This is a genomic window from Coprobacillus sp. (genome assembly GCF_984815275.1).
This window is the reverse complement of the sequence record NZ_CFJNYH010000017.1, coordinates 1-21,731: the sequence shown is the minus strand read 5'-3', so window position 1 is coordinate 21,731 and position 21,731 is coordinate 1. Positions and strand designations below refer to the sequence as shown.

The window sequence follows — 21,731 nt, the reverse complement described above, 5'->3', positions numbered from 1 at the left end:
CTTCTCCTTATTTTATCATTCCACCATGAAACAATGCTTCATATATTTTATGAGAGCGATAATATATATCTTCACTCCCTTGAAATGTAGAAAAGTCCCCTATGATTTTAGATATATAAGTATACTCACCTCTAGTATAAATCTCAGGCCCTCTAAAGGGTCTTTGTTCATTAACCAAAGCTAAAGCCTCTTTTAAAAATTCACTATTAAAATCTTCACTTAAAACTTTTCCATAATAATTCATAGACCAGCATACATGAACATCATCATAAATAATTTCTTGTCCAGAAAAAAATGAAGCACCAAAGAATGAATCATAATATTGATATTTTCCATTATGATAACTATAATCATGAGAATCCTTTCTTAATGAATTCATTTTGTTTTTATGAGATGCGTATGTTGATTTTTTAGCTTCAACAAGAAAGGAAACAAGCTGATTTGTATTGGTAACTTGCGGTGTATCACTTCTACAATCATCATCTTTAATGAAGTGATCAATAGTTATTCCAAAAATATGTGATAAGTCAATGAGATATTCTAAACTAGGTGTAATGACACCATTCTCCCATTTGGTAATTGTTTGTCTAGATACACAAAGCTTTTCAGCTAATTCTTCTTGTGTGAGCATATTCTTTTTTCGATAATAAATCATTTTATCATGTAACATATATAGCCTCCTTGTCTATCAACAGTATAACATGAAGAATTTTCATACACTAGCAAGCAGAGTTTACATTTTTGCTACTTTGTTATCTTTAATGTTTTTGTTTCAGGAGATACTTTTTCTATAACTTGTTTGATTTTTACGGATGACTATGCTACATGTTAAATATTATAGAAATTATTGTTGTGTATATCCTGAAATTATCACTTTTAATGTTATCTTAATAGACTCGTTTTTTTTATTAACACTATCTTGATAGATTATTCTCTATAATATAATTGTAGGGAGGGGAGACATATGAAGAAACAACAAGATTTAGATGAATATTTAATATTAGAGGAATTTAGCCAGGAGATGAAAGAACTCTTTGCATATTGCCCACAAAAATGTGAAGAAAAAATATTAGAAGTTTTAAGTCGCTATCCAGATGCACCACAACCCCAAAATTTATTAGGTATTCTAGCGGAATATAAGAATAATAAGACTCTAGCTATGAAACACTATCGAGCTGCTTGGGCACTGGCTGCTGATTATTCTCCATCGAGTGCAAACATCTCCAGACTAGCAGAATTTGATTATCAAAGACAATACTATTTTCATGTTAAAGATGTTCAGCAAAAAGATGAAGAACAAAATACTTATCAATTTTTAAGAAGAGTATTGGGATAAAAACTATCATTTTTTATCTTTCTTAACATATACTTTATAAAGAGGGTTTTATTATTTTGATTATATAATTCATGATTTAGGTAAAAATAATGTTATTATTTTGCTTTTTTCAAAAAATGAAAGAAAAAGTGTTGACAAAAGAACATTGTCAATGTATTATAAACGCAAGTTAAAAGTGAAATCGAGGATCAGGAAGAGTAATTTGTTGAACGCTTCAAGCGAGGTAACATAGAGTGGAAGGTTACTAAGTAGAAACGAATGAAACGCACCTGTGAGAGTCCATTGGAAAGATAGTATAATGGAACGTCACCTGCGTTAAAGGCAAGAGTGGTTAGAAAATTTTCTAACAACGAGAGTGGTACCGCGTATATATACGTCTCTGGAGTTTTTCCAGAGGCGTTTTTGTTTTAGGAGGGTGATGATTATGCGGCGATTAGGGAGATATGAATTTTAATAAACAAAAATATAAAGGAAGAGGAGAAAAAAATATTATGGAAAAGAAACAATATAAAAAAGTTGTATTAGCATATTCAGGGGGATTAGATACTTCAATTATTATCTCTTGGTTAAAAGAAAATTATGGTTGTGAAGTGATTGCTGTAGCAGGAGATGTTGGTCAGGCAGATGAACTTGAAGGATTAGAAGCAAAAGCTTTAGCTACTGGAGCATCAAAATATTATGTTGCGGATTGTAAAGAAGAATTTGTGAATGATTTTATTTTTCCAGCAGTGAAAGCCAATGCTATGTATGAAGGAAAATATTTACTTGGAACATCACTTGCAAGACCAATTATTGCGAAGAAGTTAGTTGATATCGCAAAAGCTGAAGGTGCCGATGCAATTTGTCATGGATGTACGGGTAAAGGTAATGATCAAGTCAGATTTGAATTAACAATTAAGGCTTTTGCACCAGATATGGATATTATTGCACCTTGGAGAACATGGGAATTAAAAAGCAGAGAAGATGAAATCGAATACGCAGAGGCAAGAAATATTCCTTTAAAGATTAATAAAGAAACAAATTATTCAAAGGATAAGAACTTATGGCATTTGTCTCATGAAGGATTAGATCTTGAAGATCCACAAAATGAACCAATGTATGATAAGATTTTAGAAATGGGTGTCACACCAGAACAAGCACCTGATACACCAACATATATGACATTAACATTTGAAAAAGGTGAACCAGTTGCGTTAAATGGTGAGAAAATGAATGGTGTTGATTTAATTTTGAAATTAAATGAACTTGGTGGAGCCAATGGAATTGGAATTATTGACATGGTAGAAAACAGATTGGTTGGTATGAAATCAAGAGGTGTTTATGAAACACCTGGAGGAACAATTCTTTATAAAGCACATGGAGATTTAGAAGAAATTACACTAGATAAAGAAACACAGCACTTTAAACAACAGGTATCATTGAAATTAGCAGATATCTTATATAATGGTCAATGGTATACACCACTTACAAAAGCTTTATTGGCATTTATTGATGAAACTCAAAAAACAGTAAATGGTGAAATTAAATTAAAATTATACAAAGGAAATATTACAAATGCAGGGATGAGTTCACCTGATACATTATATAGTGAACAAACTGCTTCATTTGGAGAAGATGAAGATTATAATCAAATGGATTCACAAGGATTCATTAACTTATATGGTTTACCAATTAAGGTGAAAGCATTATTAGATCAACAAAGAAATAAATAGGGGAGTGAATATGATGGCATTATGGGCAGGTAGATTTAAGAAGGAAATTGATGAGAATGTGAATGCTTTTAATTCATCTCTTTCATTTGATGCAAGAATGTATAAACAAGATATTATGGGTAGTCAAGCACATGCTAAGATGTTAGAAAAACAAGGTATTATCAGTGCATCAAACTTAAAAGAAATTTTAGATGGATTAGATAAAATCTTACATGATCTAGAGAATGGTGATTTGTTATTTGATCCTACAGCAGAAGATATTCATATGTTTATTGAAAGTGAATTAACAAAACTCTATCCAGAAAGTGGCAAAAAGCTTCACACAGCAAGATCAAGAAATGATCAAGTTGCTTTAGATTTACGTTTATATACACGTGATGAAATGTTAGCAATAAAGCAGATGTTAATCAATATTATTGAAGTTATTATTGAACAGGCCTCTCATCATACAGAAACAATCATGTGTGGATATACACATTTACAACGTGCCCAACCTATAACATTTGCTCATCATCTTATGGCTTATGCGGAGATGTTCTATAGAGATATCACAAGAATAGATGATTGTTATGAAAGAATGAATGTTTCACCATTAGGGAGTGGTGCTCTAGCAACAACAACCTATTCAATTGATAGAAACTTTGTTGCTGAACAATTAGCAATGAAAGATATTACTTATAATTCAATGGATGGAGTGAGTGATAGAGATTACGCTATTGAATTTGCATCTGCTTTAGCATTAATTATGATGCATTTATCAAGATTCAGTGAAGAGATGATACTTTGGTGTTCGTGGGAATTTAAATATATTGAATTAGATGATGCTTATGCAACAGGTTCAAGTATTATGCCACAAAAAAAGAACCCTGATATTGCGGAATTAGTCAGAGGGAAAAGTGCTAGAGTGATTGGCGATGTTTCAACATTACTCACAATGATGAAAGGTTTACCTTTAGCCTATAATAAAGATATGCAAGAAGATAAAGAAGCTTTGTTTGATGCGATTGATACTGTTAAACTTTGTTTACCTGTCTTTACAGATATGTTGAAGACAATGAAAGTCAATACTGAGAAAATGAGGGAATTTGCAGCCAAAGGTTTTATTAACGCAACAGATTGTGCTGATTACTTAGTTAAACATGGAAAAGCCTTCAGAGATGCTTATAAAACAACGGGAGAATTGGTAGCTTATTGTATTGATCATGACCTTGTTTTAGAAACATTACCACTAGATATTTATCAACAACACGATCAAGCATTTGAAGAATCTATTTATGAAGCTATTTCATTGGATACATGTGTTATGAATAGGAAAGTTGATGGGGGACCATCACCTGTTGCTGTTCTTAAAAGTATTCAAATTATGAAAGAAAAGGTAGGTGCATTGTCTTGATAAAAGTAGGAATTATTGGTGTCAGTGGTTATGCAGGTGTAGAATTGTTAAGATTGTTATTAAATCATGATGATGTGGAAATTGTTTCCATAGGGGCAAGAAGTTATCAAGGACAACCTATCTCTGAAATGTATCCATCATTCTATGGAATATGTGATATGATTTGTGAATCAGATGATGATGTCTTAAAGAAAGCAGATATGATATTTGCATCTTTACCACATGGATTAAGTGAAAAATATGCAAAGTATTGTAATGACCATCAAAAGAAGTTTATTGATTTGGGAGCAGATTTTAGATTAGATAAGGAACAGGATTATCAAGAATGGTATAATCTTGATTACAATGAAAAAGAACTTCATCATAAACAGGTTTATGGTTTATGTGAAGTCAATAGAGATAAAATCAAGGAGGCAACAATAATAGGGAATCCAGGTTGTTATCCAACTTCAATAACATTAGGGTTATATCCTTTATTAAAAGAAGGTATGAATAAAAATAATCATTTCATTATTGATTCTAAATCAGGAACAACTGGAGCTGGAAAATCATTAAGTGAAGATACCCATTTTCCTAGATGTAATGAATCTTTCCATCCTTATAAATTAGCAACGCATCGACATACACCTGAGATTGAACAAGAGTTATCAAAAATGGCTCATGATGATATTCATGTGACTTTTGTTCCTCATTTATTACCAGTTAATAGGGGAATTGTATCAACAATCTATGTTGATTTAAAAGATGATATTCAATTTTCTGATATTATCAAAATATATCATGATTATTATGATCAAGAATATTTTATAAGAGTTTTAAAGACTGGAAAAGTCGCTGATTTAAAGTTTGTTAAATATTCTAATTTTTGTGATATATCATTACATTATGATAAGAGATATCATAAACTTATTATTGTTTCAACTATTGATAATATGGTGAAAGGTGCTGCAGGACAAGCTATCCAAAATATGAATATCATGTATGACATAGAAGAAACAAAAGGATTAAAGATGGTTTCACCATCTTTCTAGAGGGGGAAATAATATGAAGGAAGTAAAAGGTGGAGTTTGTGCTCCTTTAGGATTTCAAGCTACTGGAATACATTGTGGTATAAGAAAGAATAAAACCAAAAAGGATTTATCACTGATTGTGAGTGATGTCATGTGTCATGCGGCAAGCACATATACATTAAATAAAGTGAAAGGTGCACCTATTGTTGTTACGAAACAACATTTGTTAAATGGTGAAGCAAAAGCTATTATTTGTAATAGTGGTAATGCAAATACTTGTAATCCAAATGGTGAAGATATAGCTAATCAAGTCTGTGAGTTGTGTGCAGATGCATTAAATATCAAAGCAGATGATATTATTGTTGCATCCACAGGAGTTATTGGTCAGCCATTAGATATTACACCATTTCAAACACATATGGATAAACTTGTTTCATCTTTAAATAACAATGGAAGTGAAGCAGCATGTGAAGGAATTATGACAACAGATACTGTGAAAAAAGAATATGCTGTTGAATTTGAATTAAGTGGACAGACATGTCATATTGGTGCAATAGCTAAGGGAAGTGGTATGATTCATCCTAATATGGCAACAATGCTTGCTTTTGTGACAACTGATGTAGCCATTTCAAAAGAGATGTTAAATACTGTGATTCAAGAAGTTGTTGCAGATACATTCAATATGGTCAGCGTTGATGGTGATACATCAACAAATGATATGTTGAGTGTTATGGCTAATGGACTTGCTAAAAATAATATCATTATTGATAAAGATGCTGATTATGAAGTTTTTAAAGAAGCTCTTATGTATATTTGTATCTGTTTATCAAAAGGAATTGCTAAAGATGGTGAAGGTGCAACAAAACTACTCACTTGTACTGTCTCTCATGCTTGTTCTGTGCAAGATGCCAAAACTGTTGCTAAATCAGTGATTACGAGTTCATTATTCAAGGCTGCAATGTTTGGAAAAGATGCCAATTGGGGACGTATCTTGTGTGCTATTGGATATTGTGATGCATCTTATGATGTGGATAAGATTGAAGTGCATTTAGCGAGTCAAGCTGGTCAAATACTGGTCTGTCAAAATGGTAGGGGATATCCATTTGATGAAGATGAGGCATTAAAAGTATTGAGCGAAGATGAGATAGATGTTTTGATTAATTTACATGATGGATCACATCATGCAACTGCATGGGGTTGTGATCTCACTTATGATTATGTCAAGATTAATGGGGATTATAGAACTTAGAGGGGTTTATATATGGATAAAAATTCAATTGTAAAGGCAGAAGTCTTGTCACAGGCTTTGCCTTATATACAAAAATATAATAGTAAGATTGTTGTCATTAAATATGGTGGAAATGCTATGATTAATGAAGAACTGAAAATGAATGTCATTAAAGATGTTGTTTTATTATCAGAAATTGGTGTCAAGGTCATTCTTGTTCATGGTGGTGGTCCAGAAATTAATAGAACATTAGATAAAATGGGTAAAGAAACACAGTTTATTAATGGCTTGAGATATACTGATGAAGAGACAATTGATGTTGTTCAAATGGTTTTGGCAGGTAAAACAAATAAAGATCTTGTTAAACTCATTATGCAAAAAGGTGGAAATGCTGTTGGGATTAGTGGTGTTGATAACCAATTAATTATTGCAAAGAAGCATGAGTCAGAAGATGATTTAGGATATGTTGGAGATGTTGACAAAATCAATCCAAATATTATTATTGATATGTTAGATAAAGGTTATATTCCAGTCATTGCAAGTGTAGGCACTGATGAAGAAGGCCATACCTACAATATTAACGCTGATACTGCTGCTGCTGAAATAGCTGGGGCATTAGGAGCAGAGAATATGATTCTCGTGAGTGATATTCCAGGCTTATTAGCTGATAAAGATGATGAAGGGACATTGATTCCTTTGGTTCATGTATATGAAGTTAACAGTCTTATTGAAAAGGGGATTATTGGTGGTGGCATGATTCCTAAAGTCGACTGTTGTGTGAGAGCTATTCGCCAAGATGTAAAAAAAGCTGTTATTATTGATGGAAGAATACCACATTCTATTTTAATTGAAATGCTTTCTAAAGAAGGCATTGGAACAATGTTTAAAAGATAAACAAGGAGAGATATATGGTTAATTTAAAACAAAGAAGTTTTTTAACTTTAAAAGATTATTCTCAAGAAGAAATTAGATACTTGTTAGATTTAGCACATAAACTTAAAAAATCAAAAAAAGAAGGAAGAATTGGAAAAACATTAGAAGGAAAGAATATCGTTCTCCTTTTTGAAAAAACATCAACACGTACACGCTGTGCTTTTGAAGTTGCAGCTTTAGATGAAGGTGCTCATGTCACATTCTTAAGTAACTCACAAATGGGTAAGAAAGAATCAATAGAAGATACTGCAAAAGTATTAGGAAGAATGTATGATGGAATTGAGTTTAGAGGATTTCAACAGAAAACTGTTGAAGATTTAATGAAATATTCAGGAGTTCCTGTATGGAATGGTTTAACTGATGTTGATCATCCAACACAAACTTTAGCTGATTTTCTTACGATTGAAGAACATCTCAGCAAACCTTTAAATGAAGTTAAATTTGTTTTTACTGGAGACATTAGAAATAACGTTTGTTATGGTTTAATGTATGGAGCAGCAAAAATGGGTATGCATTTTGTATGTTTAGGACCAAAGAGTCTAGATATAAATCCAGAAGTTTTACAGTATTGCCAAACAGAAGCAGAAAAATCTGGTGGAAAATTAGAAGTTTTAGATAATGTTGAGGAAGCTGTTCAAGATGCAGATGTTATTTATACAGATATCTGGGTAAGCATGGGTGAAGATGAAGCTTTATACAAACCAAGAGTAGAAATGCTATCTCCATACAAAGTTACAAGTGAAATGATGCAGAAAACAGGTAAAGATTCAACAATCTTTATGCATTGCTTACCATCATTTCATGATTTTGAAACTGAAGTTGCAAAAGCAAAATATGAACAAGGAATTGATATTAGAGAAGTCGAAGATGAAGTCTTTAGATCATCACAATCTGTGGTTTTTGATGAAGCAGAAAATAGAATGCATACTATTAAAGCTGTCATGGTAGCAACAATTGGAGAGAATTTAGATTTATAAAAGTGAAAAGATTCAAATCTATAATATATAGACGTGAATCTTTTTTTTATTTATAAATAATGTAGAACAATATCTTTAAATTCTAATAGATTTTTAGTGTTTTTCATGATATTTAAGATATCCTGATTTTCAAATAATGAGAGTATAGATTCATTAATTGTTAAAAAGATTTGTTTATCAAGTTTGTTAATAGCAATGACCAATACTACATTGACATTATTATTTCCCCATATTATTCCTTTTTTACTCATAACAATACCAATCTTTGTTTGAAAAGCATCCATATGTACAGAATGAGGAATGGCAATATTGCCAAAAGAAGTAGAAGAGGCTTTCTCTCTTTCAAAAACATATTCCTTAAAAGAAGATGAGACAAAACCTAATGTTCTCATTTGATCACATACAATTTGAATAGTTTCTTCTCGAGATACATTTTCTAATGTAAAGAACAAATCTTTATGAAAGTATTGATCAAAATTATTAAAAATAAGTTCTTTTTTCTTTGATTGTTGAATTTCATAGATTTTCTCATGTATAGCTCGTTTTTGTTTATCTAAACGAAACGGTGAAATCAAAATGAATGAATAATGATAGTTTCTTTCATCTTTTATAAGAGTAATCAATAAATCAAAAGAATAAGACTCTAATTCTTCATAATCAGATACAATAGCATCTATAATTATATCATCAGAGAAATCCTTTAGTAATTGATTATATATCTTTTTTTTAATATTAAGATAGTGAGAACATAAAAGTACACACTTCAATTTATCTTTTGAAGTATTTTGTCTATCAATCTCATTTCCAATATGTAGAAAGATAAAAGCAACTTCATCTTCTGCTATTTCAATTTGATAAATATCTGATAACTTTAATGATATAAAAATGGCTATATCGTAGATAATTGGCCAATCTTTCTTGATTTGTTCTGATAAAGGATTCTTATTATATTTATTGAGTGAAGCTCTTGTAATTAATGATTGAATATGTAAAGCAAACGGAATAATAAAACTCTCATGACTTAAATTAATAGAATACAGTTCTGAAACTTCATTAATAATTTTATCAACTGTGTTCATATAATCAGACCTAATCACTTTTTTAATAACATCATAATTACCGTCAATAAAATAATTCACATTTGTTTTAAAAAGAATATATATTTCATTCTTTTCGTAAGCATTCAATGTTAATGAAAAGTCTTTTTCTATTCTTGAAGATAAAGCTTTAAGTAATTCTGAATCTTGAGAACTCTTTGTGATTACTTCTCTAATCTCTGAAAGATAATGCCCTTTTTTTACTCTTTCAATGAGAATAGAGAAGTGCAATAATAAATTCATATAAGAAAAATCATTTAAATTATATGCTCCTTTTCTAAAAAAATCATTTATAATATTTGTTATTTTTTCAATATCTTGATTATTAAATGATTGTTTTAATTTTTTTAAATCAAGGACACTATTCTTTGTTTCTTGAAGTATAATATGTGACAATAATGAACGCTTATCTTTCTCAGAACCTTTTATTTGTATAATGTCATTGTGTGTAACAAAATGAATACGAAATGTTTGGAACAGTGTGTTCATTTTTGTAAGATCACTTTTAAGAGTAGAATAACTCATAAAAAGTTCATCACAAAGATCAAAGATATTAAGTGTTTGATGTTCAATTAGTATCTTTTTTATAATATAATATGCTCTTTCAGAATAATTTTGAGGTAAAGATAATTGTTCTTCTAAAAAAGAAAGGTTGTTTTGTTTTATGATAGTATACCCTTGATGAGAAGAAAAGATGATTTTTTGATTTGTCATTGAATTGATATCTTTGACATATATTTTAACGGTTCTTATAGAAATATTGAGAAATTTGGCTAACTGTATGGCTGTACAGGGGGCGTTTTTTTCCATAAGATAAAGAATTAATTTTTTCTTTTTATTTGTTAACATTTTATCACCCTCATTTTGATTTTATTATAATGTAATCAAAATATGAAATCAACTAATGAAGTTCACTATACAGTGCAACTTTTTATTTTTGTGCTTTATTATGCACGAGGGTGTGCAAAAGTGAAGTTGAGACATCTTTTATATTAAACTATAATGAAATTACCATAGAGGAAGGAGAGAGAAAAATGGAAAATATAAAAGTTTTATTATGTTGTGGAGCAGGTTTATCAAGTGGTTTTTTAGCACAAAGAGCAAGAAAATCGGCTAAAAAAAGAAATCTGGATATAAAGATAGAGGCTAAAAGTGAGACTGAGGCTATATTACATTTAAAAAAAATCGATATCTTATTATTGGCACCTCATTATGAAAATTTTAAAGACAAATTCACAGAGTTAGCAAAACCATTAGATGTCGCAGTAGGGGTAATTCCACAAAATGTTTATGGAACTTTGGATGGTGATAAACTCATTGAGTATGCATTAGAACTTTATAAAAATAAAGAATAGATAAAAATAGAGGAAAGTGGAGGATGAAAATATGAATCGTTTTATGGATTGGTTAAGCAATTCTTTTACACCAACAATGAATAAGTTTGCACAAAGACCTTGGGTAGCTGCCTTATCAAGTTCCATGCAGAAAATTATTCCATTTATTTTAACAGGATCAATTATTCATTTATATAATGTTTTACGATCTTACATAACAACTTTACCAAATTTAGTGAGAATCATTAATTTCTCGTTTGGAATGTTAGGGCTATTAACTGCATTTATGGTTGCTAATCAAGTGATGGAGAAATTAGGACATACCAAATATACCATTAATGCAGGTTTAACTGCTATTTCAGTATTTTTAATGTTTATTAAACCAATTATTAATGACAATGGAGTTCTAACTGTTGAATTCGCACGTTTTGGACCTACTGGTATTATTGTTGGAATTGTTGCAGGGTATTTAGTATCTATTATATTTCATTTCATTGGGAAGAGAGATTTATTAAGTGAATCAAGTTTACCAGACTTTGTTATTGGCTGGGTTCAAAATATTATTCCAATTTTTACATCAATTGCTGTAGCAGTATTATTAACTTTCAAGTTTGATATAGATTTATTTGCACTTATATTAAAAGTGTTTTCTCCAATTCAAGGATTTGGGCAAACTTTACCTGGTTTTGTTTTACTCATTTTCTTAATGACATTCTTTTATACATTAGGAATATCTCATTGGTTATGGAATGGAATTAAAACACCTATTTTTATGGCTGGCATTGCAGCAAATATTGCAGCTGTAGAGCAAGGCTTATCTGCAACTAATATAGCAACGAATGAAGCTGTTTTTACTGCTGGTTTGATTACAATGGGAGGTATGGGAGCAACATTGACATTAAATTTGTTAATGTGTTTCTCTAAATCAAAAAGTTTAAAGACAGTAGGAAGACTCTCAATTTTACCATCTATTTTCAATATTAATGAACCCATTATGTATAGTGCACCAATTGTTATGAACCCATTATTAATGGTACCAATGTGGATTAACGCTATCACAGGGCCGTTAGTTATTTGGTTTACAATGAGAAGTGGATTCTTGAATATTCCATCTAAAATGATTCAAGTAGGACAAATTCCTGCACCATTATCTAGTGTTATGATTACAGAAGATTTACGTGCAATTATTGTCTATATTCTTTTGTTTATCATATATCTTGCAACATGGTACCCATTCTTTAAAGTCTATGAAAAACAAAGAATAACGGAAGAGGAATTTGAAGCAACAAGTAAATAAAATAGAAGGGAATAAGAAACAATGATATATGCAGATGAAGAATTATTAGAGCAAGAAAATGAATTAAATACAGTTGCTATGGAGATTATTTTACATGCTGGTCATGCTAAAACATTGGCTGATGAAGCTTTTCAACTTGCAAAAGAGGAAAAATTTAAAAAAGCATATGAAAGAATAGAAGAAGCTACAACTTATGGTATTTTAAAAGCACATCAATCTCAAGTGCAAGTTATTCAAGATGAAGCACAAGGAATTATTCATAAACCTTCTTTGCTATTCAATCATGCTCAAGATCATTTAATGACAATAATGTCAGAGGTTCAGACAACAAAGAAACTGATTGAATTATATGAACTAATAGTTAATAGATATGGCTCAATAGGAGGTTCGCTCAATGGATAATAACACGTTTGCTTTCCCTTCTCATTTCTTATGGGGTGGAGCAACAGCAGCATGTCAAATTGAAGGTGCTTACAATGTTGATGGGAGAGGACTTTCTACATCTGACATTCATAAATATGATACTGGTTTGGATAGGAAAAAGTATCGACATAAATTAGTGGAAAATGAACATACAAGTGCAACTTTGTCTGCTGCGATAGCTGATAAAGAAGGGTATTATCCCAAAAGATTTGGAAATGGGTTTTATTATCGATATAAAGAAGACATTGCTTTAATGAAAGAATTGGGATTGAATAGTTTTCGTTTTTCAATCTCATGGTCACGAATTTTCCCTAAAGGTGATGAGTTAGAGCCAAATCAAAAAGGACTTGAATTCTATGATAGAGTGATTAATGAGGTTATTAATGCAGGGATGGAACCAATTGTTACGATGTTCCATTATGATATACCACTTCATCTTTTAACACAATATGGTGGTTTTAAAAATCCTAAATTGATAGAGTTTATGACAAGGTATGCAAGAGTTCTTTTAAATAGATATGGTGATAGAGTGAAGTATTGGATTCCGTTCAACCAAACAAATTTAATTCAATATTGTTCTTTTAAGTCTTTAGGAATTTTAAGGGATCAAACAGATAATCTTGTGGAAGATCAATATCGTGCTATCCATAATCAATTTCTTATTAATGCAAAAATAAAAAAATATGCGAAGTCATTAAATTCTCATATAGAAATTGGCATCATGTTAGCAGATTGCACATATTATCCACGTACTTGTAAGCCGCAAGATATTGTTTTTGCTATGAAAAGAATTCGTATGCAATACTTTTATGCTGATGTTCCTTTAAGAGGAGAATATCCTGGTCATATGTTAAGGTACTTCAATGAAAATAATATTCGAATTGATATAAGCGAAGAAGATAAAAGTCTTCTTAAAGAGAATACTTTAGACTTTTTAGCATTCTCTTATTACTATTCAAGGACACTTGATTCTCAAAAGAATACAATGGATCCAGCCACTATTAGTGAGAATCCTTATTTAAAAAGTAATGATTGGGGATGGACGATTGATCCATTAGGGTTATATAATGCTATAAGTCAATATTGGGATCGTTATCAAAAACCAATAATGATTGCTGAAAATGGTTTTGGTTATGAAGATGTATTTGAAGATGGAGTGGTTCATGATGATTATAGAATAGATTATTTAAGACAACATATTTTAGTTGTTGGTGAAGCGATTAAAGATGGTGTAAATGTCTTTGCCTACTTACCATGGGGGCCAATTGATTTAGTTAGTTCAGGAACTGCTGAGATGAGCAAGAGATACGGTTTTGTTTATGTTGATTTAGATGACTATGGAAGAGGAACAGGTGAGCGGTTTAAAAAAGATTCTTTTTATTGGTATCAAAAGGTTATTGCTAGTCATGGTACAATTTTATAATATATAATTATTTAATATTAAAAGGGGAGATAATCAGTTTTTCTGATTATCTCCTTATAAATTAAGTATTTTGAGATCTTTATTTAAACTTATTTTCTGGCAACTACACAAATTGTATTTTCTTGACAATTATTTTCACCAGCAACATTCCCATAAAAAGAAATATCTTGAAAACCAACAGCTTCCAAATCATTTTTTAATTCTTGAACAGTAAAAGCATGTTCCCAAACATTATAATGACAAATCTCATCTTCCGTGATGACAACATATTGATTTAAGTAAGTATTCTGCTCACTATAACAATAAAAGGAATGGAGAAGGAGATGAGGAGAACTACTCCAAAATCCATTGTCTTGTGCCTCCCAACTACGCTCTTCTTTACAACCATAATATTTAGCTGGAGTAAAAACATCAAATATGAAAACGCCCTGTTGTGATAAGACATGATAAACTTTCTTAAGAAGAGTATGTCTTTCTTGAGGAGATAAAACTCCATAATCACAATATATAAGTGTTACCAAATCAAATGTTTTTTGAAATTCATACTCAATATAACTATTTAATATATAATCTATATTCATATTATTTTTCATAGCGGATTGTTTGGCATACATAATAGATCTTTTAGAAATATCTATTCCAGTCACATAATATCCTCTATTATAAAAACGTTCAGTATAAATTCCAGGTCCACATCCTAAATCTAAAAGATTATGATATTTTGTTGGAGGGAAAAGTTCAGATATCCAATTTACAGATTTATTCACGAACTTAATATTTCGTGATGCAGAGTCTAAACTTTCATCTAAATGTGCTTGAAGCATACCTTTTGAAACATAATCATTATCCCATATATTATATTGTGTTTTTTCATATAATTTTGGTTTAACTTGTAAAAAACTTAATAATTTATCCATATTTTCTATCCTTTCAATTATTTAACGGTAACTATATAAATAAAAAAACTGTGGCATTTCCACAGTCAAAATTTCTTAAACATATGTGGAAAATTTAAATAATCATTTATGCACAATGAAAATAACCTGTTTTTAACAGGAGTATTTAACTCTGTGATTGTGATTATTTTTGTTTCCACGTTTCACTTATGTTACTGATTTTGCAACATCAAGTGCGCCGGATAGAATCATCTCCCTATATAGTTACCGTGCATCTATTATATAATGAATGATTTATAAAAGCAATAATGTTTTTTGATTCAATTGACCATAGTATGCTTTATCTTTAATAAGTATCAAATTTCTATTCAAATCAACAAAATTGTGCAACTATTTACAATTGATTATATGCTATAATTTGGTAAAATAAATATGTAAAAAAAGGGAGGAAAGAAAAATGAAAAAATTGTTAAGTGTTTTATGTATCTCATTGTTGTTATTAGGGGCTATGCCTGTTATTCATGTACATGATGATAAATGTGGATATGATCCTAAGACACAAACAGGTTGTACATTTGAATATGGTATTGCACCATGTGAAGATAGACTTCCTGGAGCTTAAAAGGAGGGAACATGATAAATAATTTTGGTGGGATTATTAAGCTTAATAGAATTCAGCAAGGACTGACGTTGGATTATATTAGTTATAAAACGGGAATCTCAAAGAGTCAAATAAGTAGAATAGAAAGAAATAAAGAACAGATTACATTTGAAAATGTTGTTAAAATTTTCTCTGTTATGAATATTGAAGTGAGTAATGAAAATTTTGAAACACAATTTGAAAAAGATTTTCAGACTTTTTATAGTGATGTTGTATATGTTAAAGATATTGAGAACTCATATAAAGTAATTAGAAGTTATAGTGATAAAATCAAATCTTCATTATCATATATTAAATATTTATTATGTGAATTAATTTATATGGTAATGAAAGGATATTCACAAAAGATTGAGACTTATCTATTTATTGAAAAATACTTTGAGTATCTTGAGTCTTATCAAATTCAATTGTTTTATGATTATCTTGGAGTTATTTCATATGGAAATAAATTATATAAAGAAAGTTATAATTATTATAATCAAGCGTTTTCGTATAGGGGTAATGATTATTCTAATGCAATGGTTTATTTTCATAGAAGTATTCCATTAACAATCTTTGGAGAGTTAAGTGATGCCTTAGAATGTGCTATTCAGGCAAGGGATATATTTACAAAAACAGTCAATATAAAAAGATTAACTTCAGTTAATTTTCAAATTGCAGTGATATATTCAATGAATGGTCATTTTAAACAATCAGAAAAATTGAATCTTGCATGTATTGAAGCCTTCAATAATTTGGGGATGGTTAAGGAAGTTGAAGATACATATAATAATTTAATATGGGGTTATGTGCGTTCAAGAGAGTTTGATAAAATTATTGATTTAGAAAATAAGGCTCTAGATATTATGCATCACGATCATTGTATCTGTTTTTATCTATCTTATGCTTATTATAAACTTCAAAACAAAAAGAAGGCATCTGAGTATATTAGAAAAGCTAAAGTTCAAATGAATAATCCAACTGAATATATGAAAGCAATGATTAATGCATTCCAAGTTTATTTATCAAAATCCAGTGATGAAAGAAAAGAGAAACAGTTATTAAAGGTTCATCAAATTACTAAAGAAACAAGACAATATGATTTGGAAGTATTTACAATGGAATTGTTAAGGGAATTTTATCAATCTGTTCATAATACTGAAAAAGAATATGAATGCATGGAGAAACTTATTCAGTATTATAAAAAAAGAAGATAATGTTGAAGGAAATCTCACTATTGTAGTGGGATTTTTGAGTTTTTCATGGATTTTTTGTGCAACTTTTAATTATTGACTGATGTAAATCGTTTTAGTATCTTAAAGATAAGGAGATGATAGTATGAAAAAATATTTAAAATTAATTGCAATTTTATCTGTTACATTTTGTACTTTCTTATCTACAAGCAGTGTTGTAAAGGTTATGGCATTAGAAGGTATTAGTACATATGATTCGGTGACAGAAGGGGGATCTGGTACTTGTTATTTTTCATCTGGATCACAAACCTATTCGAGTACAAAAAAAGGTTCAAAAACTTTTGAGTTAACCTCAGTATCAGATTACACAAAATATATTAATGTAGAGATAACAATTACAAATGGGTACATTAAGGATGAATTAAATGGTGGAAAAACAGTTCTTTCTTCATCAACAGGTGGTAGTAAAACAGGAACATTAAAAACTTCTGGAAAAAAAGCTAGATATACATTTGTTTCATATAATGGAAATGTAAATGGTTATAAAATTACAAGATACTATGCATATGCATAATATTCTCTTGAGATAGATAAATAAGATTGGCAGTCATGTCAATCTTATTTATCTATCTATAACTAGTCTTCGTTTGATTATGTTTCAATTTAAAAAATTATTTGTTAAATAATTATAAAAGAAAAGTATGAAATATGTTTAGATATAATCAAGTTAGAAAGGAAAAGCAGTTTATGAAAATTAATAATATTACGAAAATATATCATAATAAATATAATATTATAGAGGCAATAAGTGATATTACATTAGAATTTAATCTTTGTGGACTGATAAGTATTTTAGGACCAAGTGGATCTGGAAAAACAACTTTATTAAATATAATATCTGGTAAGGATAAAAATTATACAGGTGAAATAATAGATAATAATAATATAGAAATTATTGAGCAAGAATTCATGTTATTTGAATCACTAAGCGTATTTGATAATTTAACACTAGTAGCAAGCACCAATAAAGTCATTCACATATTAAAAGAATTCCAAATGCTGAATTATAAAGATAAAATTGTAAAACAACTTTCTAATGGACAAAAGAAAAGAGTTCAAATTATGAGATCATTACTTGTTGAACCAGATATTCTTTTGTGTGATGAACCAACAGCCGCTTTAGACTATGAGAATAGTCAATTTGTATTAGAGATGCTTTCAGTTATAAGTCAAAAAAAATGTGTGATTATGGTGACGCATGAAGTTGCTCTTGCAGAAATGTACAGTACTCGAATAATTAAGATTGATAAAGGGAAGATTCAAGAAGATAAACTTGTTAAGGAAACGACCCCCTTACATACACAGCTTCATTCTCATTCTAGAAAAAGTTTTATGGAACATGTGAAATTTGTCTTGAGAAATATAAAGTCAAGATGGATGTTATCACTGTTAAGTTTGTTTGTTTTGTTTGTTTCAGTGATTGGTGTTTATGCATCATTAAATATGTATAGTACAGTGGAGGAAACTTCAAAAAATGATTTAACGAACTATTATGGTAAAAATATTATTGCTTTAACCCCACATCAAAAGAAAGTGGACTCAAAAGACTTTTGGACACATTTTGATAATATAACTTATCAAGATATAAACAAAATACTATCAGAGATTCCAGAAATACAAGCCTATACTTGTGGAATTGACAGAGCAAATTACGCCTACATTGCTGGAGAAAAAGAATCCCCTTATCAGAAAATATTTGAAGAAAAAAATGATGATGGACTATATTATACATGGATGCCAATAGTGCCTTATGTTATTTTAAACAGGCAAGATTCGCAAGATACAGGAAGAGTTTATCAATTGAAAGAGGGAGCCAATCTCAATGTTTCTTATGGAAAACAGTGTCAAAAAAAAGATGAGGCTATGCTTAGTTATCAAACAGCATTATATTATGCAAAGATATATGGATATGATGATGTAGAAAAATTATTAAATCAAGAAATTTCTTTTTATCAGACTATTGATAACGGAATCATTATTGACTCACCATATAGATTGAAAGTGACAGGTATTTTGACAGAGTCAAATCGCTACGAATATCAAATATTTACAGCTAATGGAGTATTTGATAATCTTCAGTCTGAAGTTTTTAATGTTCCAATTGAGAAATGGGTTTATGATTATGTTGATTTTATGGTTGATCCACAATCCTCTATAGGTGAAGTTATTGAGAAAATAAACACTATTTATCAAGGAAAACAAAGCAATTTTGATAGAAAGGCATATGGTGAAATAAGCAGTTTTGATTTACGTCTTGCAGGGGCAGTAAGTCCTAATACCTTACCTGAAATTGATGTGATTTCATTAGTCAAAGTAAGTCTTATAGTTATTATCATGACAATCGTCATTTATGCAATTATAGAGTCTTTCTTTTTAACAAGAAGAAAAAAGGAAAATGACATTCTTAAAAGGTATCAATATAACGTTATTATTGTAACATGTGTTAAGAACTTTATCTTTTTGTTAATGATAGGGTTGATTTTCGTAATATTTGGTCGTTATATTTGTGAGGCAATAAACTCAATTGTCAATGTGATTTTTAGATCTTACAATACTAAAAATACGATTGTAATTTTGGATTATATGAGTTTGACTGCATCACTAGGAATATGTTTTACCTTAATATTCATAGAGGAGGTTATCTTTAATGGTATTAGTACTAGAAAACATAACTAAGAAATATAATAATCAAATATTGTTTGATAATGTAAATTTAGATATTCAAAAATATGGTTTATATTATATTAATGGAGAAAGTGGAAGCGGAAAAACAACCCTTTTATCTATTATTGGTGGATATGAAGGATTTGAAGAAGGTAAGAGAAGAGTTGATAATTCTCTTTCTTTTGCGTATATATTTCAAAACTTTGAACTCATTCAACAATTAACAATATCAGAAAATATTTCTTTATACCAAAAATTAAGCAATGATGAAAATCCTAATAAAGATGTAATTATAGAACAATTAGGATTAAATGAACTTCTTGACCATTTTCCACATGAACTTTCTCATGGACAACAACAGAGGGTTGCTATTGCAAGAGCACTTATGCAAAATACTGATGTTATACTATGTGATGAGCCCACTGAATCTTTAGATAATGATAATAAAGAAATTGTTATGAAACTTTTAAAAAAACTTTCAATAAATCATATTGTAATTGTTGTATCACATGATCAAGAACTCATGAAAAACTATTATGATTGCCAATATCAAATTATGAATCATGTCTTAAAACTTGTAGAAGATAAAAATGTTTGTGAGTATTTTACATATCCATTAAAAATATCAGAACGTATCAATAACAAATATCTTTTAAAGGTAATTAATAAAATCACATTAAAAAGAAATTGTTTTTATTATGGTCTCATATTATTTTTTACATTATTTATTTTTATAAGTATGAGAGCGAATTTACAACTTCTGGATAAAACAAATATAGATATAAAATCTTTAAATGATCATACGATTTATGTTACAGAAACAAGTTTAAATGGTGCACAAAGATATATTCAAGAAGCAGATGATTATCGCAAGGTTTATGCATTTGAAAATCAAGTTGCATTTGAAGAAAAAACTATCAATTTAAAAATACATTCACTTCCTAAGGAGTATCATAAGTTGAATTTCATTGCAGGTGATGATTCTCAAGAGCAGGGTATTATTATTAATCAATTTGCTGCTCAAAAAATTCAAGAAGCAACAAGTATGAGTTTTCAAGATATGATAGGAAAAACAATAACGTTAAAACTTGGAGTAAATTATACTGTTAAAGAATTTAATTTTCCCATATCTGGAATTGTAGAAGAATACAGTGAACTATATACGACCCAGTTATATTATCCTTACGAGACAGTTGTAAATGAACTTAAACACACATATATTAATGAATCAAATAGTGATTTATATACTTATTATCATACTCAATATAATCAAGGATATGAATTGTTTTATGATCTAGATAAGAATACTCAAGATATATATCAACAGTTACAAAAAAGTTATGGGATTATTTGTATGAATGATTTATTAGAAATTACGAATATCCAAAATCATTACGCAGATCTCATCCAATTCATATTTCAGGGTATTATTTATTTACTTATTGGGGTTATTATTGTCTTTATAAGTTTTTTTGCATTCCAGGATTATAGGAAGCAAGCTGGTAATTTTGCCATTATAAATGCTCTTAATATTTCATTAGCAAAAATTGAAAGAAATTATGTTTATATGAACAGGTTACTATTTATAATAACAATGACAGTAGCTATATTATTAGTACAACCATTATATTCCATTTTTTTATTTATTTTAACTATGTTTGTAAACCTAGAAATATATAACCAGACACAAAGTTTTATTTTAAATGAAGTGATTATGAGTATTGTGTTTTTTGTGATTTACACTTGCATGTTATATATGAGTATCAGGAGATATCATCATAAAAGTATGTCAGCAATCATGAAGGAAAATAAGGATATGTAAATTATTGGAATATATTTAATTATTTATCTGTAACCATATTTCAATTAAAATACGAATCACAATTAATCTTTTTGTTAAATTTTAAACTTCTTCATTGTCTTAACAAGGAATGTTATAATATAAGTAGCTTTTTAAAATTAATGGTTATATATCAAATGGACTTACTAAAAGGAAATGAGTAAGAAAGAACAAATATTTATGAAAATGAATAGAATTCATTTTTTGTATACTTGTTTAGAAAGTCATTCGGTAAAATGTCAAGAAAATAAATAAAATCTTTTTTAGATAAATCA

General features: G+C 29.3%; 19 protein-coding genes and 1 other annotated feature. Of the genes, 16 read left to right on the top strand and 3 right to left on the bottom strand.

Translation table 11 applies throughout. The annotated features are described in order from the left end of the window. Window positions 1-7: 7 nt before the first annotated feature. Window positions 8-670 carry a DUF5680 domain-containing protein gene (locus tag AC5M21_RS07540; RefSeq protein WP_008789166.1) on the bottom strand — a complete coding sequence of 221 codons (663 nt, stop codon included), beginning with the start codon at window positions 668-670 and terminating at the stop codon, window positions 8-10. Window positions 671-964: 294 nt separating this feature from the next. Between AC5M21_RS07540 and AC5M21_RS07535 the strand changes: the two genes are divergently transcribed. The 7 genes from AC5M21_RS07535 to argF all read left to right on the top strand — a co-directional run bounded on the left by AC5M21_RS07535 (window position 965) and on the right by argF (window position 8,589). Continuing rightward, window positions 965-1,336 carry a hypothetical protein gene (locus tag AC5M21_RS07535; RefSeq protein ID WP_282767815.1) on the top strand — a complete coding sequence of 124 codons (372 nt, stop codon included), beginning with the start codon at window positions 965-967 and terminating at the stop codon, window positions 1,334-1,336. Between the two features lie 175 nt (window positions 1,337-1,511). Next, window positions 1,512-1,720 (top strand) — a binding site (T-box leader). A gap of 107 nt (window positions 1,721-1,827) precedes the next feature. After that, the gene (locus AC5M21_RS07530; RefSeq protein ID WP_008789168.1) at window positions 1,828-3,048 is read left to right on the top strand and encodes an argininosuccinate synthase; all 1,221 of its coding nucleotides are present in this window, start codon (window positions 1,828-1,830) and stop codon (window positions 3,046-3,048) included. 10 nt (window positions 3,049-3,058) lie between these two features. Beyond that, a complete protein-coding gene (gene argH, locus AC5M21_RS07525) occupies window positions 3,059-4,441 on the top strand; it encodes an argininosuccinate lyase (protein ID WP_008789169.1) in 1,383 nt (460 codons plus the stop codon). After that, window positions 4,432-5,472, top strand: coding sequence for an N-acetyl-gamma-glutamyl-phosphate reductase (gene argC, locus AC5M21_RS07520; RefSeq protein ID WP_199805904.1), 1,041 nt, complete (start codon window positions 4,432-4,434; stop codon window positions 5,470-5,472). The genes argH and argC overlap by 10 nt, the downstream gene beginning before the upstream one ends. Before the next feature lie 13 nt (window positions 5,473-5,485). Then, window positions 5,486-6,700: a bifunctional glutamate N-acetyltransferase/amino-acid acetyltransferase ArgJ gene (gene argJ, locus AC5M21_RS07515; RefSeq protein ID WP_008789171.1), complete on the top strand. Its 1,215-nt coding sequence runs from the start codon at window positions 5,486-5,488 to the stop codon at window positions 6,698-6,700. A gap of 12 nt (window positions 6,701-6,712) precedes the next feature. Further along, on the top strand, window positions 6,713-7,573 hold the full coding sequence (argB, locus tag AC5M21_RS07510) for an acetylglutamate kinase (RefSeq protein ID WP_008789172.1): 861 nt from the start codon (window positions 6,713-6,715) through the stop codon (window positions 7,571-7,573). 14 nt (window positions 7,574-7,587) lie between these two features. Further along, a complete protein-coding gene (gene argF, locus AC5M21_RS07505; RefSeq protein WP_008789173.1) occupies window positions 7,588-8,589 on the top strand; it encodes an ornithine carbamoyltransferase in 1,002 nt (333 codons plus the stop codon). A 50-nt stretch (window positions 8,590-8,639) separates the two neighbouring features. On the opposite strand, the gene AC5M21_RS07500 is transcribed toward argF, so the two are convergent. Beyond that, window positions 8,640-10,535, bottom strand: a complete 1,896-nt coding sequence (locus tag AC5M21_RS07500) for a BglG family transcription antiterminator (RefSeq protein WP_117598884.1) — start codon at window positions 10,533-10,535, stop codon at window positions 8,640-8,642. 185 nt (window positions 10,536-10,720) lie between these two features. Here AC5M21_RS07500 and AC5M21_RS07495 point away from each other — a divergent pair, with 185 nt between their 5' ends. From AC5M21_RS07495 to AC5M21_RS07480, 4 genes are read left to right on the top strand one after another with little or no spacing between them, the layout of a single operon-like run. Beyond that, entirely contained in the window at window positions 10,721-11,041 is a 321-nt protein-coding gene (locus tag AC5M21_RS07495) for a PTS sugar transporter subunit IIB (RefSeq protein WP_008789175.1), read from the top strand. A 31-nt stretch (window positions 11,042-11,072) separates the two neighbouring features. Continuing rightward, window positions 11,073-12,317 (top strand): PTS sugar transporter subunit IIC, encoded by a 1,245-nt coding sequence (locus tag AC5M21_RS07490; RefSeq protein ID WP_008789176.1) that lies wholly within the window; start codon window positions 11,073-11,075, stop codon window positions 12,315-12,317. Between the two features lie 21 nt (window positions 12,318-12,338). Then, the gene (locus tag AC5M21_RS07485) at window positions 12,339-12,719 is read left to right on the top strand and encodes a PTS lactose/cellobiose transporter subunit IIA (protein ID WP_008789177.1); all 381 of its coding nucleotides are present in this window, start codon (window positions 12,339-12,341) and stop codon (window positions 12,717-12,719) included. Further along, window positions 12,712-14,163, top strand: a complete 1,452-nt coding sequence (locus AC5M21_RS07480; protein ID WP_008789178.1) for a glycoside hydrolase family 1 protein — start codon at window positions 12,712-12,714, stop codon at window positions 14,161-14,163. Before AC5M21_RS07485 ends, AC5M21_RS07480 begins: the two co-directional genes overlap by 8 nt. Before the next feature lie 89 nt (window positions 14,164-14,252). Here the strand turns inward: AC5M21_RS07480 and AC5M21_RS07475 are convergent, their stop codons facing one another. Then, the gene (locus tag AC5M21_RS07475; RefSeq protein WP_008789179.1) at window positions 14,253-15,080 is read right to left on the bottom strand and encodes a class I SAM-dependent methyltransferase; all 828 of its coding nucleotides are present in this window, start codon (window positions 15,078-15,080) and stop codon (window positions 14,253-14,255) included. A gap of 436 nt (window positions 15,081-15,516) precedes the next feature. Between AC5M21_RS07475 and AC5M21_RS07470 the strand changes: the two genes are divergently transcribed. The 5 genes from AC5M21_RS07470 to AC5M21_RS07450 all read left to right on the top strand — a co-directional run bounded on the left by AC5M21_RS07470 (window position 15,517) and on the right by AC5M21_RS07450 (window position 21,438). After that, complete coding sequence (locus AC5M21_RS07470) at window positions 15,517-15,681, top strand: hypothetical protein (protein WP_008789180.1); 165 nt, start codon at window positions 15,517-15,519, stop codon at window positions 15,679-15,681. 11 nt (window positions 15,682-15,692) lie between these two features. Then, window positions 15,693-16,916 (top strand): helix-turn-helix domain-containing protein, encoded by a 1,224-nt coding sequence (locus AC5M21_RS07465; RefSeq protein ID WP_008789181.1) that lies wholly within the window; start codon window positions 15,693-15,695, stop codon window positions 16,914-16,916. Window positions 16,917-17,037: 121 nt separating this feature from the next. Further along, a complete protein-coding gene (locus AC5M21_RS07460; protein WP_008789182.1) occupies window positions 17,038-17,466 on the top strand; it encodes a hypothetical protein in 429 nt (142 codons plus the stop codon). 173 nt (window positions 17,467-17,639) lie between these two features. After that, the gene (locus tag AC5M21_RS07455; RefSeq protein ID WP_017144039.1) at window positions 17,640-19,628 is read left to right on the top strand and encodes an ATP-binding cassette domain-containing protein; all 1,989 of its coding nucleotides are present in this window, start codon (window positions 17,640-17,642) and stop codon (window positions 19,626-19,628) included. Further along, window positions 19,600-21,438, top strand: a complete 1,839-nt coding sequence (locus AC5M21_RS07450) for an ATP-binding cassette domain-containing protein (protein ID WP_008789184.1) — start codon at window positions 19,600-19,602, stop codon at window positions 21,436-21,438. The genes AC5M21_RS07455 and AC5M21_RS07450 overlap by 29 nt, the downstream gene beginning before the upstream one ends. Window positions 21,439-21,731 lie beyond the last annotated feature (293 nt).